Source organism: Bartonella sp. AP21QHHD, assembly GCF_042196205.1.
GTDB lineage: Bacteria > Pseudomonadota > Alphaproteobacteria > Rhizobiales > Rhizobiaceae > Bartonella.
Genome location: NZ_JBHIPT010000010.1, coordinates 17,083 through 31,981 on the forward strand (window position 1 = coordinate 17,083; position 14,899 = coordinate 31,981).

Annotated in this window: 28 protein-coding genes; 16 read left to right on the top strand and 12 right to left on the bottom strand. The window is 36.9% G+C overall.

Features of this window, described 5'->3' with window-relative positions; translation table 11 throughout:
- Positions 1-12: 12 nt before the first annotated feature.
- The 3 genes from ACFIMC_RS00270 to ACFIMC_RS00280 form a co-directional block, all read right to left on the bottom strand.
- On the bottom strand, positions 13-375 hold the full coding sequence (locus ACFIMC_RS00270; RefSeq protein WP_375680956.1) for an antA/AntB antirepressor family protein: 363 nt from the start codon (positions 373-375) through the stop codon (positions 13-15).
- Positions 376-441: 66 nt separating this feature from the next.
- A complete protein-coding gene (locus tag ACFIMC_RS00275; protein ID WP_375680957.1) occupies positions 442-816 on the bottom strand; it encodes a hypothetical protein in 375 nt (124 codons plus the stop codon).
- Positions 817-972: 156 nt separating this feature from the next.
- Entirely contained in the window at positions 973-1,590 is a 618-nt protein-coding gene (locus ACFIMC_RS00280; protein ID WP_375607534.1) for a helix-turn-helix transcriptional regulator, read from the bottom strand.
- A 109-nt stretch (positions 1,591-1,699) separates the two neighbouring features.
- On the opposite strand from ACFIMC_RS00280, the gene ACFIMC_RS00285 reads away from it, so the two are divergent.
- Positions 1,700-1,951, top strand: coding sequence for a helix-turn-helix transcriptional regulator (locus ACFIMC_RS00285; protein ID WP_375668697.1), 252 nt, complete (start codon positions 1,700-1,702; stop codon positions 1,949-1,951).
- Positions 1,952-1,963: 12 nt separating this feature from the next.
- Complete coding sequence (locus ACFIMC_RS00290) at positions 1,964-2,416, top strand: hypothetical protein (RefSeq protein ID WP_375668696.1); 453 nt, start codon at positions 1,964-1,966, stop codon at positions 2,414-2,416.
- 11 nt (positions 2,417-2,427) lie between these two features.
- Here ACFIMC_RS00290 and ACFIMC_RS00295 read toward each other — a convergent pair whose 3' ends face one another.
- Entirely contained in the window at positions 2,428-3,300 is an 873-nt protein-coding gene (locus tag ACFIMC_RS00295) for a hypothetical protein (protein WP_375668695.1), read from the bottom strand.
- A gap of 29 nt (positions 3,301-3,329) precedes the next feature.
- Here ACFIMC_RS00295 and ACFIMC_RS00300 point away from each other — a divergent pair, with 29 nt between their 5' ends.
- From ACFIMC_RS00300 to ACFIMC_RS00320, 5 genes are all read left to right on the top strand, one after another.
- A complete protein-coding gene (locus ACFIMC_RS00300) occupies positions 3,330-3,809 on the top strand; it encodes a crossover junction endodeoxyribonuclease RuvC (RefSeq protein WP_375668694.1) in 480 nt (159 codons plus the stop codon).
- Positions 3,799-4,929 carry a hypothetical protein gene (locus ACFIMC_RS00305; RefSeq protein WP_375668693.1) on the top strand — a complete coding sequence of 377 codons (1,131 nt, stop codon included), beginning with the start codon at positions 3,799-3,801 and terminating at the stop codon, positions 4,927-4,929. The genes ACFIMC_RS00300 and ACFIMC_RS00305 overlap by 11 nt, the downstream gene beginning before the upstream one ends.
- Entirely contained in the window at positions 4,883-5,299 is a 417-nt protein-coding gene (locus ACFIMC_RS00310) for a hypothetical protein (RefSeq protein WP_375668692.1), read from the top strand. Before ACFIMC_RS00305 ends, ACFIMC_RS00310 begins: the two co-directional genes overlap by 47 nt.
- Before the next feature lie 177 nt (positions 5,300-5,476).
- On the top strand, positions 5,477-5,824 hold the full coding sequence (locus ACFIMC_RS00315; RefSeq protein WP_375668691.1) for a hypothetical protein: 348 nt from the start codon (positions 5,477-5,479) through the stop codon (positions 5,822-5,824).
- 237 nt (positions 5,825-6,061) lie between these two features.
- The gene (locus ACFIMC_RS00320) at positions 6,062-6,610 is read left to right on the top strand and encodes an antA/AntB antirepressor family protein (RefSeq protein WP_375633208.1); all 549 of its coding nucleotides are present in this window, start codon (positions 6,062-6,064) and stop codon (positions 6,608-6,610) included.
- 48 nt (positions 6,611-6,658) lie between these two features.
- On the opposite strand, the gene ACFIMC_RS00325 is transcribed toward ACFIMC_RS00320, so the two are convergent.
- The gene (locus ACFIMC_RS00325) at positions 6,659-7,087 is read right to left on the bottom strand and encodes a type II toxin-antitoxin system HicB family antitoxin (protein WP_375633209.1); all 429 of its coding nucleotides are present in this window, start codon (positions 7,085-7,087) and stop codon (positions 6,659-6,661) included.
- Positions 7,088-7,156: 69 nt separating this feature from the next.
- Positions 7,157-7,348, bottom strand: a complete 192-nt coding sequence (locus tag ACFIMC_RS00330) for a hypothetical protein (protein WP_375668690.1) — start codon at positions 7,346-7,348, stop codon at positions 7,157-7,159.
- Between the two features lie 237 nt (positions 7,349-7,585).
- Here ACFIMC_RS00330 and ssb point away from each other — a divergent pair, with 237 nt between their 5' ends.
- Together ssb and ACFIMC_RS00340 are read left to right on the top strand one after the other, a co-directional pair.
- Positions 7,586-8,032, top strand: coding sequence for a single-stranded DNA-binding protein (gene ssb, locus ACFIMC_RS00335; RefSeq protein WP_375668689.1), 447 nt, complete (start codon positions 7,586-7,588; stop codon positions 8,030-8,032).
- Between the two features lie 10 nt (positions 8,033-8,042).
- Positions 8,043-8,585, top strand: a complete 543-nt coding sequence (locus ACFIMC_RS00340) for a hypothetical protein (RefSeq protein WP_375668688.1) — start codon at positions 8,043-8,045, stop codon at positions 8,583-8,585.
- Between the two features lie 3 nt (positions 8,586-8,588).
- Here ACFIMC_RS00340 and ACFIMC_RS00345 read toward each other — a convergent pair whose 3' ends face one another.
- Both ACFIMC_RS00345 and ACFIMC_RS00350 read right to left on the bottom strand, forming a co-directional pair.
- On the bottom strand, positions 8,589-9,011 hold the full coding sequence (locus ACFIMC_RS00345; RefSeq protein WP_100131245.1) for a HicB family protein: 423 nt from the start codon (positions 9,009-9,011) through the stop codon (positions 8,589-8,591).
- Between the two features lie 20 nt (positions 9,012-9,031).
- Positions 9,032-9,214, bottom strand: a complete 183-nt coding sequence (locus ACFIMC_RS00350; RefSeq protein ID WP_038473319.1) for a type II toxin-antitoxin system HicA family toxin — start codon at positions 9,212-9,214, stop codon at positions 9,032-9,034.
- Positions 9,215-9,565: 351 nt separating this feature from the next.
- Here ACFIMC_RS00350 and ACFIMC_RS00355 point away from each other — a divergent pair, with 351 nt between their 5' ends.
- From ACFIMC_RS00355 to ACFIMC_RS00370, 4 genes are all read left to right on the top strand, one after another.
- The gene (locus tag ACFIMC_RS00355; protein WP_375627954.1) at positions 9,566-9,880 is read left to right on the top strand and encodes a hypothetical protein; all 315 of its coding nucleotides are present in this window, start codon (positions 9,566-9,568) and stop codon (positions 9,878-9,880) included.
- A gap of 3 nt (positions 9,881-9,883) precedes the next feature.
- A complete protein-coding gene (locus ACFIMC_RS00360) occupies positions 9,884-10,468 on the top strand; it encodes a hypothetical protein (protein ID WP_375680958.1) in 585 nt (194 codons plus the stop codon).
- Positions 10,469-10,786: 318 nt separating this feature from the next.
- Positions 10,787-11,278: a Rha family transcriptional regulator gene (locus ACFIMC_RS00365; protein WP_375668728.1), complete on the top strand. Its 492-nt coding sequence runs from the start codon at positions 10,787-10,789 to the stop codon at positions 11,276-11,278.
- Between the two features lie 560 nt (positions 11,279-11,838).
- Positions 11,839-12,366 carry a Rha family transcriptional regulator gene (locus tag ACFIMC_RS00370; RefSeq protein WP_375680959.1) on the top strand — a complete coding sequence of 176 codons (528 nt, stop codon included), beginning with the start codon at positions 11,839-11,841 and terminating at the stop codon, positions 12,364-12,366.
- Here the strand turns inward: ACFIMC_RS00370 and ACFIMC_RS00375 are convergent.
- Positions 12,313-12,537 carry an Arc family DNA-binding protein gene (locus ACFIMC_RS00375; RefSeq protein ID WP_375628914.1) on the bottom strand — a complete coding sequence of 75 codons (225 nt, stop codon included), beginning with the start codon at positions 12,535-12,537 and terminating at the stop codon, positions 12,313-12,315. The genes ACFIMC_RS00370 and ACFIMC_RS00375 overlap by 54 nt on opposite strands.
- Before the next feature lie 75 nt (positions 12,538-12,612).
- Here ACFIMC_RS00375 and ACFIMC_RS00380 point away from each other — a divergent pair, with 75 nt between their 5' ends.
- Genes ACFIMC_RS00380 through ACFIMC_RS00390 form a run of 3 tightly spaced genes read left to right on the top strand, consistent with a single transcriptional unit; the run spans position 12,613 to position 13,845 of the window.
- The gene (locus ACFIMC_RS00380; protein WP_004859798.1) at positions 12,613-12,816 is read left to right on the top strand and encodes an Arc family DNA-binding protein; all 204 of its coding nucleotides are present in this window, start codon (positions 12,613-12,615) and stop codon (positions 12,814-12,816) included.
- A complete protein-coding gene (locus ACFIMC_RS00385) occupies positions 12,809-13,570 on the top strand; it encodes a phage antirepressor KilAC domain-containing protein (protein WP_375680960.1) in 762 nt (253 codons plus the stop codon). The genes ACFIMC_RS00380 and ACFIMC_RS00385 overlap by 8 nt, the downstream gene beginning before the upstream one ends.
- Positions 13,567-13,845 carry a hypothetical protein gene (locus tag ACFIMC_RS00390; protein WP_375628917.1) on the top strand — a complete coding sequence of 93 codons (279 nt, stop codon included), beginning with the start codon at positions 13,567-13,569 and terminating at the stop codon, positions 13,843-13,845. The genes ACFIMC_RS00385 and ACFIMC_RS00390 overlap by 4 nt, the downstream gene beginning before the upstream one ends.
- A 48-nt stretch (positions 13,846-13,893) precedes the next feature.
- Here the strand turns inward: ACFIMC_RS00390 and ACFIMC_RS00395 are convergent, their stop codons facing one another.
- From ACFIMC_RS00395 to ACFIMC_RS00405, 3 genes are all read right to left on the bottom strand, one after another.
- Entirely contained in the window at positions 13,894-14,175 is a 282-nt protein-coding gene (locus tag ACFIMC_RS00395; protein WP_375628921.1) for a type II toxin-antitoxin system YafQ family toxin, read from the bottom strand.
- Complete coding sequence (locus ACFIMC_RS00400) at positions 14,162-14,425, bottom strand: type II toxin-antitoxin system RelB/DinJ family antitoxin (RefSeq protein WP_039757918.1); 264 nt, start codon at positions 14,423-14,425, stop codon at positions 14,162-14,164. Before ACFIMC_RS00400 ends, ACFIMC_RS00395 begins: the two co-directional genes overlap by 14 nt.
- Positions 14,426-14,548: 123 nt before the next feature.
- Entirely contained in the window at positions 14,549-14,758 is a 210-nt protein-coding gene (locus ACFIMC_RS00405; RefSeq protein ID WP_375672151.1) for a hypothetical protein, read from the bottom strand.
- Between the last annotated feature and the right edge of the window lie 141 nt (positions 14,759-14,899).

A 14,899-nucleotide genomic window follows, 5' to 3' on the forward strand; every position in this document is an offset into this window, starting at 1 on the left:
TCACCCCCTTAATTAAGAAAAACATAAGTTTTGGTATAATATTCTGCCATAGTTTCTATGACGTTCTGCTTGAGCAATTTTCCTTGCTGCGTGAATTTTGAAGTAATGATTATCAGTTTTATCTGTTTCTATTTCAGATTTTGGACAAATCTTCTGTCTGTTCCATTCTTGTTTTGTAAAAACAAAATCCACGCCTTCTTTTAGATCAAACTTTTCAACACAATCGTTAAACCAAGTGGAAAAATCTTGTTTCAAATGTAAGTGCCTATGCATTACATGGGCTTTGACCATTTGGACATAACCGATTTTGTTGTCTACCTCGTTTTCAGGCGTGAGATATCCTTCACTATGAATATGAGTATCATGTGTGGTCATAAGTTTACTCTAATCAATTATTGATGGGAAAAGGGGAGGCGCTTTTAAAAGCGCCCTTTAGAATTTTTAAAGCACATCACAAGGACGCAAACGGTGTTGTTGTTCATAAGTACCGTAAATCTCATCATTATATTTTTCGTCTGCGATCTCGTCTAAAAGTTCTTGGTAAGCATCACTTTCGAGTACAAAGTCATGAACTTTACTCTCCTCGTGGAGATGTTCGATATTTTCTTTTACATATGCTTCTGCAATTTCTTCAGAGATATCTTCACAATTATTCTCAGAAGGATTGATGCGAAAGATTTGGATTGCATCATCTGCCTCGTCAATAATTTTTAGAACTTGGCTTTCATCCAGTGGTCCCGATCGACCAATGTTTTGATCATCATCATAGACAACTAATAAAATTTCATCAGAATTTATAAGAATTGTATTTTCCATAATTTCTCCTCCCTAACGCCTCTTGGCGATTGTTTGTGCGTGGTTTGTATAATTACTTATATAACTATAATTATAAAACAGCAAGCAAAAAATTATAAAAAATTATATTTTTATAAAAAATATTATAATATCTTGCTGAATAAGAGGGGAGGATAATTAGCGATAAGTCCGAATCATCTTGCTGTAAGAACTTATTGGCAAAATAGCAAATATTTCTCCAACCCACACAATTTTAACATTCTTAATAGGTAAGGCATTCCAAGAAAGCAGATCTATTTCACCATTCATGCCCCTGCTAATCTGCTTTATATATCTTTTATTATCATGTGTTAAAATAACGGCTTCTTTGCCAAAAAAGGATTCTATTGTTTTAATTTGGCGCCGTCTTACGATAACCATATCTCCATCTTTATAGGCTGGAATCATAGAATCTCCTTTAACTTCAAAAGCAACCATATCATCAGGTAAAGCAAAAGGAATTTCTACTTGTTCAAGACCATCTTCAGGGATTTGTTCAAAACTTGGATCTATCTGTGTTCCTGCTCCAATATACCCCATAAGAGGAACAAAAGTTGTGAAGTGATTATCCCCTTTTAGTTCTTTATATAATTCTAAAATGGCATCTCTATTAGAGCCGCGTGGATCAGAATCTTTTAACCACTTAGACACTGAAGCTTGTGTTACGTTTAGCCGTTTGGCTACATCTTCTTGCGTTAAGTTAAACTCGGTCAAAATCTTTTTTAATGTGTTTATAATATTAGATTTATTACTCATACTTCTGCTTACCTTATTTTTTTATCGTTGATAAAGATAAATTTTATTGACTTTATATAACTATAATTATATGAATAAAATAAGACAAAGCTGTAATTGGAGCTTGTAAATGGATCAACGAGAAGATTTTAAGAATTTGACTAAGTCAATACGGGGCAAATTTAATTGGACACAATCAGAAATGGCGAAAATGCTTGGTGTAACTCAAGCAGCTGTTTGCAAGTGGGAAAAAAGAGGATCTATCTCCGTAATAAATTATCTAAAGCTGCAAAAGTTGAAGGATAGTTCTAGCTCTATGCCTGCTTTTATTGCTGCTTCTACAGATAATAACGAACATCAACAGCACCATTCACACTCTTAAAGAAGAAAGATCATGAGAAACGGAATATTGAAGAAGATCTACACCCAGTTTTGTAGATTAATAGGTTGTAATACGAAAATGAAGAATGGAAATAGATTGGTGGAAGAATGGAGAAAAGTACCATGTCGTGACTGTAGCGTAGAAGATCTTGTGAAACGACACGAAACTCACACAACAATTCTTAAAAAACGAGAAGAATGGCATAAGTCAAAATTTGATAGTTGGATGAGATGGCATGAAGCCACTCTTGCAGAGCGAGATAAGTCAATTGAACAACAGCAAGTAGTACTTGAAAACCTACCCACTTTAATTAAGCAAAAAAATAAGACCCTGTATGAACAAAGATTAAAGTTGGCTTCACAAATGGAGCTAATTGATAAATTAAATAATAAAATCATTTGCTTAATTAACAAAAAAGAAGAACCAAGATTGATCGATTTTATTTTTGCAGGAGAAGTTTTTTAATTCTGGTGTCATTAATCCCAAAAATGAGGGTCGTTAATTAAAAGCGGATCTTTGGGATTAACTTCATAATAAGTCTCTTTTAAACGTGGATATGAAGCCCAAAAATGAACAGTGAATGTTTCCTCTGGATTAACAATTGAAGTGTGTTCAAGTGTAAAATTTGCAATGTTGCGAGAATTAGGCTTACGGCAGGTAATCATGAAATCTAAAAAAGTACAGCGTTTAGCGGATATAATAAAAAAATTTAAAGCATACTCTGATGAAGCATTTGATTTTATATTTTCGGGACATAACGCAATGAGTTTGGGCGTTGTCCTTTTAATAACGAGATGTCCCTCCGAAGAGTCAAATTTCCATTGAGTAAAAGGGCAAGCGTTTTTAACAAACTTAAAGGGACTGTTTTTCGATATGCGTATATTCTTTATCATCATATCTTGTGTCGTAAGATTTTTAATGCACAGCTTTACCTTAACATGGGAGGTACCTTTATATTCTTGTGGGAGGAATATTGCCTTCAATTTTAAATATGGTCCCAAATCCCGTACTTTTTTATCTTCTAATAGAATAGCTGTCTGGATTTCTGATGCTATAGTTTGTCGTTGGAAGATTTTAAGTTGTTTTTTTAAGCTTCGTTGTTGCACAAAAAGTGTCACCATTCCAGTAACTATCGTAGCAATGATAGGAGCAATCGTAAGATTATCACTTATCCAGTGCAGCAAAAATACAGCACTATCATTTATCCGGTGCAATAAAAATACAACCTTATCAACTACCCATTCTTGCATCATAACTCCCCCCACTTTTTTAGAATCGCTGGGAGGATACTTTTTCATAAATATTTTTTCAAGACAAGCAGTCACAACACGCTCTGTCATAGCACGCATATAAATACGTAGAGCCTTAAGGGGGGATTATGATCACTAATGCACAAACCATTCTCTGTCTTGATCTAGGCACTAAGACTGGCTGGGCGCTTCGTGATGCAGATGGTTTTATCACAAGTGATACAGAACATTTTCAATCACGCCGTTTTGAAGGCGGTGGCATGCGTTACTTGCGCTTTAAGAAATGGCTTTCTGAACTAAAAAGGTCTGTTGATGAAATTGATGCAGTGTATTTTGAAGAGGTACGCCGGCATGTGGGTACAGACGCTTCTCATATTTATGGGGGCTTTCTAGCAACCTTAACAGCGTGGTGTGAACATCATCAGATACCATATGAAGGCATTCCCGTTGCTACCATTAAGAAAGCAATGACAGGCAAAGGAAATGCCTCAAAAGCAGAAATGATTAAGGCAATGCGTGCAAAAGGTCACGCGCCTTGTGACGACAACGAAGCAGATGCTTTGGCAATTTTATATTTAATGAAAGAAGGGGATATACATGTCCGGTAAAATACCATGGACGAGACTGTTTGCCGATAAATGGGCGGTGGTCGTCGATTATTTACCTCCTGTAGAAGGTAATATCTATATGAGATTGCGATTTCGCATGCTTCGTACTGGTGAACCTCTTTTTTGTAATATTAAAGTTTTATCTCATTACACTGGTTATTCAGTAAAGAAATTTGAGACAGCATTGAATGTTTTGCTAGAAGAGGGATACATCATTCGTTTAGAAGATGGTCGTTTATGGAATCTCGATGTTGAAGAAGAATTAAAAAATTGCAATGAGAATCTAAATAAACTTTCAGAAAAAGCTATAAAAGCTGCAAATACTAAGAAAAATAAGCATAAAGATAACTCATCAAAGAACCATGATGATGTCATGATGACGTCATCACGAGGTCATGATGACATCATGATGAAACACATTAACATAGACAATAACATATATAATAAAAAAACTAAAACTATCGTTTTAGAAAAAAAAGAAATTGGTTCTGAAAATTTAGAAACAACCGATTTGGTTGAAGAGCCAATTGAGGTTGATGCTGTTGAGAGCCAATCAGAGCAAAACGCGACATCATCAGAAAACCAACCTCTCATTCACGAGCAAGAAAACGTTCCGGAAAAAGCCAAGCGGTCAAAAGCTAATCGGGGCTGTCGATTGCCTGAAGACTTTGAACCCGATTACGATTTTGCAATCGAAGAGGGCTTGCCTTCAGAGCGTGTCAAAGTCGAAATCGCAAAGTTTCGAGATTACTGGCGTTCAAAAGCTGGAGCAAATGCAACAAAAATCGATTGGCAAGCAACGTGGCGTAACTGGGTGCGCAAGGCGGTTGATGATTTAGAAAAAACAAAAAACACGAACAAAAATGGTGGAAGCAATGGAAACTTTTCAAAAGATCAAAGAACTTGTGGTGGTACCGGAGAAACAATCCGTAATCTTATCCGTAAAGCAGGATTTAGTGAATCCGCTTCAAAACATTACAGATCAGATGATACGATGTATAACAAGGGATTGTCCATGGACCTTGATCAGTGGCATGAAATTGACACCAGCACTGGAGGAACAAGCTTTCGGAGTGTATCAGACAGTCCAAAACTTGCTTTCCTTGAAAGCGTCTGTTGAAGATATTGCTGAGGCTCTTGATGTGCTTGAAGGCGGTTTGACAATGCAAAAAGTTTCGAATCCAAAGGCACGTGCAAAGGCTTATATCGCGGCTCTTAACGGCATCTCACTCTGGTCTTTGTTGCAAGCTGTTAAAAATCTTATCCGTGGAGAAGCCAAAGGTCTATCAACAACCTTTGTTCCCTCTTGTGCTGATCTTGCGCAGTATTGTCGTGATTTAGAAAGCAGGCTTTATGGCACTGCTGAGAAAGTTTTTATCGCTGTTGAAAATACGCGCAACAAGGCATTAGGAGGTAAACCCATCTCATGCATGCGAATAGGCAAGCCTAGTGAAGAGCAACATAACAGTAGCAATTCAAAAGCGGCTTAAAACAGCAAACTAGTGAAAAGTGCTGATGGTTTTGTGATTAGATATGCGTTTAAATCATCAAAAATGTACCGTACAAAGCGATTTAAAGATTTTATGAAAACACACCAGCAATACAAAACGCTCTGTACGGTCAAATTTGAGGCAAATTAACCTGTTGGTAAAAATAGGAATTAAAACATGGAAATATTAAAACGAAGATTCTTTAAAAAACGTAAACAGCCTATGCAAAAAAAGTTTATCGCAACGGCTGTTGGGTATGTTCCTTGGGGAGATGGAGCAGAGGAGTATTTTTACAACCTCTACGAATATGAAGACGGTACAAGAGAGTGTGAAAAGTTTGATGGCGGTCAGTATTATACCACACCAGAAAATGCGGATTTTAGTACCAAAGCGCAAGTGAAAGCGTGGGTTTACGGTGGGAATATTCCGAAAAGCGTTCTCAATTACGAGCCTCTTATAGACGAGATCAACAGAGAGATCAAAAAATTTTCAGAAGCTTCTGAAAAAACAATGATTAGATGCTAACTCATATCAGGAACAACTTGACAAATTTTTAAAAGCCATTAGGTTACGAAGCAGGCTTAAAACACCTGTAACCAATCGGTTCAATAGTATCCCGAAAGATCTGTTGCCCATCATAAGAAATTTTGTCCAGGGTCTTCACATGTATGTCCAAGGGTAACCTAAAGATGTGAAGGACTGAATTGGTTCGGTTGTTTTAGCCCTGGATACTTAAACTTTTAAAACAAAGGAACCAATATTATGAACACTCTTATTAAAATATCAGAAAAAATTATTGAACAAGAAATTGTGCAAACGGTCAATGCTCGTGAGTTACACGCATTCATGGAAATAGGAAAACGTTTCGCTACTTGGATTACGGATCGTATTAATCAATATACATTTGAAGAAGGTAAAGACTTCATAAAAACACAAGATTTGCGGTTCCCAAAATTGGGAAGCGCAAAATCTAGAGCTGTTACAGTAATAGAATACCATCTCACTTTAGATATGGCAAAAGAGCTTTCCATGGTTGAACGCAACGAGAAAGGCAGACAAGCTCGTCGTTACTTTATCGAGTGTGAAAAAAAGTTAAAAAGCCAATCTGTTGATAATGACCGTGATACACGCTTTGATTTTCCAAAAGATTGGGATAAAATGTCTCCAACTAAAAAGGCTGTTTACATTTATGGCCCTCTCCACATGCATCTTGTTAAAGCCTTTACATTGGTAGAAGAAAGCAAACAGTATAAAACACTCATTGAAGAAGCAAAACAGGTTTTAGAAAAATCTGTTGTAAAAGCTGCTTAGATTTAAAAACATGATTTTATCTTCTCGTCTTCAAAGGCGAGGAGATAGTTAAGCCGCGTTTTTTATTGTAATAACGACTTGCTTGCCGAGAACACTCAGTGCTTGCTCTAAAGTTTGAAGCTTAGTTGGATAATTGGGGTCAAGAATGCGTCTTGCTTCTGTTTCTTTTTTACCCAAACGATGTGCCAATTCTGTTTTTGTAATATTCGCTTCATTAAAGGCTTCTACCACTGCGAGCTTAAGAGCATTCCACGCATCTACCGTAACTTCTACAAGATCTTTGTACTGCCGTGGTGTAGGCAAAGGCAGACCGCGCATAGAATAGCTCCGTAATGCCAACCCTAAAGCTTCAACAGCATTCTCTAATGCCTCTACTCTATTTTCTCCAGCTGTTATTGCTTCAGGTACATCTGGAAAAGTCACAATAAAACCACCATCCGGATCAGTTTCAAATTTTGCTTGATACGTATATTCCATGTTTAGGTCTCCTCACTATGATCAAAATGTTTTTGAAACGAAAAATTAAAAACGTATGAAATACGAGTTTCATATTCCCAATTGTTTTTTTATTATCTTCACGTAAAGTGGCGTTAATTCACCCGATTTTATAGCAGTTGTTTTGTCTCCAAAAGTTACCAAATAATGTGACCCTTTGCCTGCATCTGGAGCTTCACTGTAATGAAGACCTTTTTTTCTGGCTTCTTTGCGTAACTCTCTAAGCAGCGCTTCTCGTTTCATTTAGCCTCCCCTTAATTTGATAAAACCAATATCGCACAAAAAGGTTCGATTGTCAATAATAAATCAAGCAAAAAAGCCTTGCCTTTTTATAACACAGCTATTGAGTGAGTTTATCAAATAAGATTATAAAGTAATGCTTTAAAAAATGTGATTAATTAACTGAAATAATTGAAAAAATAAGAAAATAATGCTAAGATTTTCTATGTATTAAAATACAAATTTAAGGTAAGAAAAAACATGCTAAATAAAGTAATGTTAATCGGGCGTCTAGGTGCTAACCCCGAAAGCAAAACAATGACTTCTGGAACAGAAATAGTCAATTTTCGTATGGCAACTTCTGAAACCTATACAGATAAAAAGACCAATCAAAAAATAGAGAAGACAGAATGGCATTCCGTGGTGATTTTTAATCCACATTTAGCAAAAATAGCACTTCAGTATCTCAACAAAGGTTCAAAAGTTTACGTAGAAGGCAAATTACAAACCCGCAAATGGCAAGATAAAAATGGTCATGACCGTTACACAACAGAAATTATTTTGCCTCAATATAAAGGCGAGTTGTATTTGCTTGATGCAAAGAAAGAGCAATCTGTACACCCCTCACCCATTACTTCTCAAAATTATGCTATTGCCTCAGGTGCTGATAATTATGGTGCATCTCTTAATGATGGCGTCCCATTCTGATTGAAAAAATATGGCTAAAAGAAAAAAACATGCAAAACGTGGACGTCCTCGTATTAATGGATGTATCAGAGAACCCAATGGTCGTATTTCACGGACAAAAATGCCTCATAATCCCATTGACAAATTGGCAATAGAAATACGTGCCAAACGCTTTGGCTTAACCATAGAAGAAGCAAAAAATCCGCTTTCCGCTACTTATATCGGACGGCTTTATCTGCAAGGTGTAATTAATCAAGATCAGTATGATGCTGCACAAAAATATCTTGAAGTGAGAAATAATTATCTCTGTGCAAAAGCCTTACCAAATGCAATTTATGATGACTTTACTCCATCTTTAAATGAAGAGGCAAAAAAACAATGGATTGAAAAAACTACTCATTACTATGAAGCAATGAAAGAGGTGCTAAAAGAAGCACAATGCCTTTATAGACAGCACAACCTTTATGCCGCGCTACAGTATCTTGTTAGTGAAGATCAATCACTGCCACATCTTGTCGGTTCGCTGTATGTTGCTCTGAATGCACTTCATAAACATTTTATACAAAACCGCTAAATTTTAAGCAGCATTTTGAACATTGATAGTGATCTCTTTTCCAAGAGCAATGAGAGTGGATTCTAAAGCATCTAATTTTGTTGCGTGGTTTAAATCCAATAATCGGTCAATTTGTATTGGGTGAAGTTTTAAAAGACGCACGAGATCAGCTTTGCGTAAATTCTTTTCAACCATAGCGTTGTGTATTGCAATTTTTAAAATAACTAATGAAGATACTTCAACAAAAGGATAGGCAGCATCACGAGCTCCAAAAGGGACCACTTCTCGATCTTGGAAACGCCCCATAATAACTGTTAAAAGGGCATTTTTAGCGTGTTCCAAAGCCTCTTTTTCGTCGTTACCATAGGTAATAAATTCTTGAAAGTCTTTGGAAACGACAAGAAGAGTATCATTGTCATCTTTGATAAATTTAAGTGCATATTTCATTTACATCTCCATATTCAGACTTACCTTAGGTCAAGATCTTTAAGAATCTTTTGAACTAATCCCGTTCCTAATTCTTTCCGCGTACCATGCATAGGTAAAACGGATTTTTTAGAACCACGTTTTACAAGCAAATGGCCACCTTTCCCTGAGGTAAAACTGCAACCATGTTTCGTAAGATATCTTTTTAATTCTTGACTGTTCATAAATATAATATAACATCTAAAATGTTTAAATACAACATAAATGTTGTTATTTGTATAAAATTAAAGATTGGCTTTTAAAATACTAAGTTTTGATCAAAAAAATTAAAAATACACAATATCGTGATTTTTCTATTGACAATACGTGAAAAATCGTATTTAGTGGCAGTACGGCACTGGTTGTATTGCGTCTAAAATTCAAAAATATCCCCTAAAATTTGATAAAATATTAAGCTTTCAAGAGGGCTTAAAGTACTGTTTTTATTGATAAAACAGACTAATCTATTTTGCACATATCAAACGCCATTCAGTAACCAATGATGTCATTAATTCATTGCCTCAAAAGGAGCGAAGATGAAAGCAATCATCACCAAGCCAATGTGTGTTGTTGGCGATAATAAAAGCACTGTTCGTTTTGAAACTTCAACTCCCAATAATCCATTTGTTGAGATTTCCAATCAAGTCTACGCACGTCTCAAGCGTGCAAATGCCGCTAAACCTTTTGTTGATGTTAAAACAAAAATAAAGCCTGACAAGGAAGTTGAACAAATTAAACAGATAGAACAAGAAGCCGTACAAACATCGTCTGAACCAGTGACAGAGGAAATTCCACTCGAACAGCCAAAAGCATCTAAAGCTTCCAAGTCACCTACCCCCAAAAAGGCTTAGAAGTTGAAATTAATCATCCACCAAAAATGGTATCTTCAACAGGTGAAGGATACCTTCACCAGTCTTCAAGCACCACGCCTTAATTGGGCTCTGCGTAATGCTCTAAACACTGCAGCAAAACAAGTTGAACGCTTTACTGAAAAGCAAGTTGCAGACATCTCATCAGCCCAAATAAAGCGTATAAGAAGAGGTGTTTATATTAAAGAAAAGGCGACAGCAAGGTTTCTTGAGACAGATATCATTGGTTCTGGAACACCAATACCTCTTAAATTTTTTAAAGTAAACGAAACAAAACGCGGCGTAACTTACACACTGTTTGGAAAGAAAGAAATCTTACCCCATGGTTTTATCAAGGGAGGCAGTTTTCCAAAGCGTGTTGAATTAAAAAAGCTGAATGGTAATGTATTTCAAAGAGCGGATGGAGATAAATTTCCCATTGCAAAACAAGAGGGACCTTCAATTGCTGGGGTGATGTCCAAACCAGAGATTGCAAGTGCTATTGCACAATATGCCAATGAAAGACTAATCAAAAACATACAGAGACAACTTAAACGTCAAGAATACGCCGCCAATAAGAAAGCTAAATAATGTTCTTAAGCTATGTCACCACACTACTCACAGCAATCTTATTACTTGACAAGATTCACGAAAAACATATATCGTTAAATCAGGTGCCTAGAAAACACCTTGATAGATAGCGGATAGATTGCCGGAACAATCTCTTCTCTGCACATTAAGGCTTTGACTCATTCTATGCTCGTCGCATATAATGATCTCGTCGGGTGTAGTTATGCTATACAATACCCTTTTGGGAAAAGCATAACGACGGACTATCTACCGTGTTTTCTAGCACCCGATACCCCTTGGGGTATGAATAGAAGGCATCTAAGTAGATAGGAGTTCGTTATGAACAATTTAGTAAATACCCAAACCACTTTAACAATGTCTAGCCGTGAAATTGCGGAATTATGCGATAAAAGGCATGACAATATTGTAAGAGATATTCGACAAATATGTACTGACCTCAAAATTGAGGTGAGTAAATTTCAAGGAAATTATAAGGATTCTACAGGACGTAAATTAGTCTGCTACAACCTACCTAAGCGTGAATGCCTTATCTTAATTTCAGGATACAGTACAGTGTTGCGTGCTAAGATCATTGACCGCTGGATAGAACTCGAGAGTCAAGAACAGACCGATTACGATAATGATACACGCTTTGATTTGCCAAGTTATTGGGAGGGTATGAACGCTGGTGAAAAAGTTTTATATCTTTTAGGTCCAATTCATGTGCGTCTTCTTGATGCCTTCAGAGTAGATGAAGAAAACAGAAAATATAAAGCTCTCATTAAAGAAGCAAAACAGGTTCTAGCAAGATCTGTCGTAAAAGTCGCTTAGTTTAAAATATGATTTCATCTTCCCTGCTTGCAAAGTGGGGAGGATATTAATTCAAAGAAGATTATCGATAATGCTTCGCTTTTTCCAGAAAAAATACAATAAAATCAATTCAAAAGGTACTTCCCAGCGGGTTGGCTTCATTGCGGGGCAGGCGAGCGCAAACTATCGCTAGCGACAGAATTTTCAAATTGACTGTACATTGTACACTTAACTTATTGATAAATAACAATTTCAGTATGTTACTGTACAATATGGGATTATTTTTTAGAAAAAGTTTTTTATCACTTGACAAGACAGTATCATTATATCTATTGTCGAATCGGGTGCCTAGAAAACACCTTAAAATACCAAGCGGATTGGTTGCCGAAATAATCAGTCTTCTGAACATTAAAGATTTTGACTCATTATATGCTGTAGCATATAACGGTCTTGTCGGGTGTAGTTACACTATACAATACCCTCACGGGAAAGGTGTGACGACGGACTTGGTACCGTGTTTTCTAGCACCCGGCACTCTTTTAGAGTGTCGATAGAAAACCTCTATTACCAAGGAGTTCACAGTGAACACACTTATAGAAATTAAAGAAAGCACTGCTAATAGTGCTGTTACTCAGACTATGTCTAGTCGTGAAATTGCTGAGTTGTGTGGTAAACAACACGCTCATATCATGCGTGATATTCGGCAAATGTTAGGAGAACTATACCCTGAAGGGGGCCAATCCAAATTTGGATCCACCTATTTAGATAAACAAGGTAAGCCTCAAAACTGTTATAACCTACCCAAACGTGAATGTTTAATTCTTGTTTCGGGTTACAGCACTGCCTTACGAGCAAAAATCATAGACCGCTGGCAAGAATTAGAACAACAAGTAGCCACACCACAAGTTGACTATTCGAAACCTGAAGCATTACTTGGTGTCTTAAATCACTTACAAAGTCAAATAGAACAGAAAGACCATGTTATTGCCGAATTAGCATCAAAAGCAGAAGCGCTTGAAGGCTTAAAGCGTTTTGAGGGGGCTATGTGTGGCATCTTATTTTTTTTTATTCACGAGTGGTTGTTCAAGGAGCTTTTTGAGATCTTCTGAATTCATTGCCAGTAGGTGATTTAATGTAACGGTAGTGCGGATAGAATCTTCTAAACGAGCAAGAATTTCACCCGTAAGGCTACGATGATTTGCTTCCGCAAGCTCTTCCAATTGATTTTTCAGTTCAATTGGAATGAGAAATTTAAATTGCACACGATCTTTTTTTGTCATGCACCTAAAATATACCTAAAATACACTTGACACAAGGTACCTTTATGGTACTGAATATGTGCATATGGAGGTAAAATGAAAACGATCCAATATAAAATAAATATGCCACATACATTAAAGGAGTGGTTGTTTAATCGGGCGACTGAGAATGATCGCTCTCTTTCATCTGAAATAATTAACATTCTCAAAAAAGAAAAAGCGCTAGAGCATAAGTCCGCAAAAACTCTCTCTAACGCTTTACATCTAACTAACCTGAAAGAGGTCAATTACAATGAATAATAGCACATACTCACCTACCAATAAAGACAAATTAATCAAATTACGAGAAGTCGAAAACGAGCCTCGTGTTCGCGATGTGGACTTAGCAGAAAAATTAGGGTTTGTTCGTACACGTGACGTTAGAAAATTAATTACAAGAAATATGCAAGAAATAGAACGGTTTGGGAGGCGCGCCACTGTGGCGCACGTAATAAAGGGCAATAACGTAACAGAATATTGGCTTAACGAAGAGCAAGCGTTATTGATTGCGACATTATCGAATACAGAAAAATCTTCTCAAGTCCGTTATATGCTTATTAAGTTATTTGTTGCATGGCGTAGGGGCGAGATAAAGCAATCCTATGTTCAATCGATCGACTACTCCAGTCCAGCAGTAATGCTTGGTGTCTTAACGCATTTAAAAGATGAAAACGAGCGGAAAGACAATATCATTGCTAAATTAGAACCAAAGGCAAAAGCACTTGATGGTTTAAAGCGTTCTGATGGGCTGTTCGGTTTGATAGAAGCCGCAAAGATGCTTGAAGTGCGACCTAAGGATTTAACCAATTACTTGCGTAAAAATGATTGGGTCTATCGACGTGCTCCAGGAGCACCTCTGTTGCCTTATCAGGACAAGATCAAGAAAGGATTCATGGATTGCCCTGCTATTACTATCCAAAGACCTGATGGTACAGAAAAGGTACTCCCTTCAACGAAAATTACCTCCAGAGGATTAGCATGTTTAAGAGAACAAATTCATGGAGGTGTGCAATGAAAATAGATACCAACTTCTTATGCGATTTGTGGATGGCATTATCTCAATTTTCTAATGATGAAAATGTGAGCGACAAAGATTGTAGTGCTCTGGTTCAAACTATGAATGCAATAGAAAAGGTTCTAGTTTTAAAACTTCAAAATGACGTGCCTAATATTACAAAGATCTTGGCAATTCTTACAGATTTTGGAGCTTCAGAATTACCGCATAGCATGGATTCCTTGTTGCGCGCTTATGAACCAAATTTCGAGAGCCCCATTAAAAAAGTTGCTTAAATTCAAAAAACAGAAATCCCCTCTCCGTTCTCAAAATGGGGAGGTGATCTAAAGATCAAGTTGTGAATGAGAGCCTAGACGCACTAAAATCAATCGGTCTTGATCAATCAAGCGATAAATCAACACTAGATCAGGTCGAATATGACAATCTCGGTAATTATTCCAATTTCCAGTCAATGCATGATCACGGTACCGTATCTCTAGAGGTTGATCATTTGCTAATGCTGTGATGACTTTGCGTAAATCAGTATCTAAAAGATGCCGATGTTGCCCTTTCATTTCACGCTTAAAATCACGTTTGAAAATGGTGGTACGTTCAATCGTCCGCATAAAGATCATCAAATAATTCGTCTACGGAATGAAACTTTTTTAAATTGCCTTCATCAAGTTCGGCAAAAGCCGCTATGGTTTCTGCATTGGGTTGAAACAAAAAAGAAGGAATAGCTTTATCTTGCGCAATACGTGTCATCAACACTCTCACGACATCACTTACTGACAAACCAGAGGCTTGAATAACTTGACTAGCGACATTTTGAATTTCTTCCGGTACACGTGCCTGAACCATGCGACTGGTAGCCATAATGACTTCTCCTCTCTCAACTGTATTTCAATGTAATACAATTGAAGTTTAATTTCAACTGTAAAGCATTGTTTTAGAGTGGGGAGGTGGTTATCTTAACAACCGCTTGCTTTTTTTAAGACTTCACCCACATTTACGGCGCTCTTCTGTTACAGACTTTAAAAAGGAGGCTGGTAAAACGCCTTTAGCTGGCTTTAAGCGTGCAAGCTCTTCATCTGTCAATGGTGGAGAATCCACAGCTTCTAAATCTTCTTTTGTGTAGCCACATCTTATCGCAAAGTTTTTTTTAAAAGCCAACAATTCTTGTGTGACTTGAAGTGTATCCGTTCGCATATCGGAATATATACCCGATTATACCTGATTGTCAATTATTCGTAATTGGGAAGGAAATCCAAGCAAGGAGCAACTATGACCAAGAAAGTTCGTGAGGGGATATCGGTTCGTGCGTTTGCCAAAAAGATGCGTGTTTCACCT

Bases quoted from the DNA above. Each gene is read 5' to 3' on its own strand.
- ACFIMC_RS00285 (WP_375668697.1), top strand. From the start codon at position 1,700: ATGGATCAACGAGAAGATTTTAAGAATTTGACTAAGTCAATACGGGGC.
- ACFIMC_RS00345 (WP_100131245.1), bottom strand. From the start codon at position 9,011: ATGAAATATGCACTTAAATTTATCAAAGATGACAATGATACTCTTCTT.
- ACFIMC_RS00270 (WP_375680956.1), bottom strand. From the start codon at position 375: ATGACCACACATGATACTCATATTCATAGTGAAGGATATCTCACGCCT.
- ACFIMC_RS00330 (WP_375668690.1), bottom strand. From the start codon at position 7,348: ATGAAACGAGAAGCGCTGCTTAGAGAGTTACGCAAAGAAGCCAGAAAA.
- ACFIMC_RS00300 (WP_375668694.1), top strand. From the start codon at position 3,330: ATGATCACTAATGCACAAACCATTCTCTGTCTTGATCTAGGCACTAAG.
- ACFIMC_RS00365 (WP_375668728.1), top strand. From the start codon at position 10,787: ATGAACAATTTAGTAAATACCCAAACCACTTTAACAATGTCTAGCCGT.
- ACFIMC_RS00385 (WP_375680960.1), top strand. From the start codon at position 12,809: ATGAATAATAGCACATACTCACCTACCAATAAAGACAAATTAATCAAA.
- ACFIMC_RS00375 (WP_375628914.1), bottom strand. From the start codon at position 12,537: ATGACAAAAAAAGATCGTGTGCAATTTAAATTTCTCATTCCAATTGAA.
- ACFIMC_RS00390 (WP_375628917.1), top strand. From the start codon at position 13,567: ATGAAAATAGATACCAACTTCTTATGCGATTTGTGGATGGCATTATCT.
- ACFIMC_RS00400 (WP_039757918.1), bottom strand. From the start codon at position 14,425: ATGGCTACCAGTCGCATGGTTCAGGCACGTGTACCGGAAGAAATTCAA.
- ACFIMC_RS00340 (WP_375668688.1), top strand. From the start codon at position 8,043: ATGGCTAAAAGAAAAAAACATGCAAAACGTGGACGTCCTCGTATTAAT.
- ACFIMC_RS00290 (WP_375668696.1), top strand. From the start codon at position 1,964: ATGAGAAACGGAATATTGAAGAAGATCTACACCCAGTTTTGTAGATTA.
- ACFIMC_RS00355 (WP_375627954.1), top strand. From the start codon at position 9,566: ATGAAAGCAATCATCACCAAGCCAATGTGTGTTGTTGGCGATAATAAA.
- ACFIMC_RS00405 (WP_375672151.1), bottom strand. From the start codon at position 14,758: ATGCGAACGGATACACTTCAAGTCACACAAGAATTGTTGGCTTTTAAA.
- ACFIMC_RS00305 (WP_375668693.1), top strand. From the start codon at position 3,799: ATGTCCGGTAAAATACCATGGACGAGACTGTTTGCCGATAAATGGGCG.
- ACFIMC_RS00325 (WP_375633209.1), bottom strand. From the start codon at position 7,087: ATGGAATATACGTATCAAGCAAAATTTGAAACTGATCCGGATGGTGGT.
- ACFIMC_RS00275 (WP_375680957.1), bottom strand. From the start codon at position 816: ATGGAAAATACAATTCTTATAAATTCTGATGAAATTTTATTAGTTGTC.
- ssb (WP_375668689.1), top strand. From the start codon at position 7,586: ATGCTAAATAAAGTAATGTTAATCGGGCGTCTAGGTGCTAACCCCGAA.
- ACFIMC_RS00395 (WP_375628921.1), bottom strand. From the start codon at position 14,175: ATGCGGACGATTGAACGTACCACCATTTTCAAACGTGATTTTAAGCGT.
- ACFIMC_RS00380 (WP_004859798.1), top strand. From the start codon at position 12,613: ATGAAAACGATCCAATATAAAATAAATATGCCACATACATTAAAGGAG.
- ACFIMC_RS00280 (WP_375607534.1), bottom strand. From the start codon at position 1,590: ATGAGTAATAAATCTAATATTATAAACACATTAAAAAAGATTTTGACC.
- ACFIMC_RS00295 (WP_375668695.1), bottom strand. From the start codon at position 3,300: ATGCGTGCTATGACAGAGCGTGTTGTGACTGCTTGTCTTGAAAAAATA.
- ACFIMC_RS00320 (WP_375633208.1), top strand. From the start codon at position 6,062: ATGAACACTCTTATTAAAATATCAGAAAAAATTATTGAACAAGAAATT.
- ACFIMC_RS00350 (WP_038473319.1), bottom strand. From the start codon at position 9,214: ATGAACAGTCAAGAATTAAAAAGATATCTTACGAAACATGGTTGCAGT.
- ACFIMC_RS00315 (WP_375668691.1), top strand. From the start codon at position 5,477: ATGGAAATATTAAAACGAAGATTCTTTAAAAAACGTAAACAGCCTATG.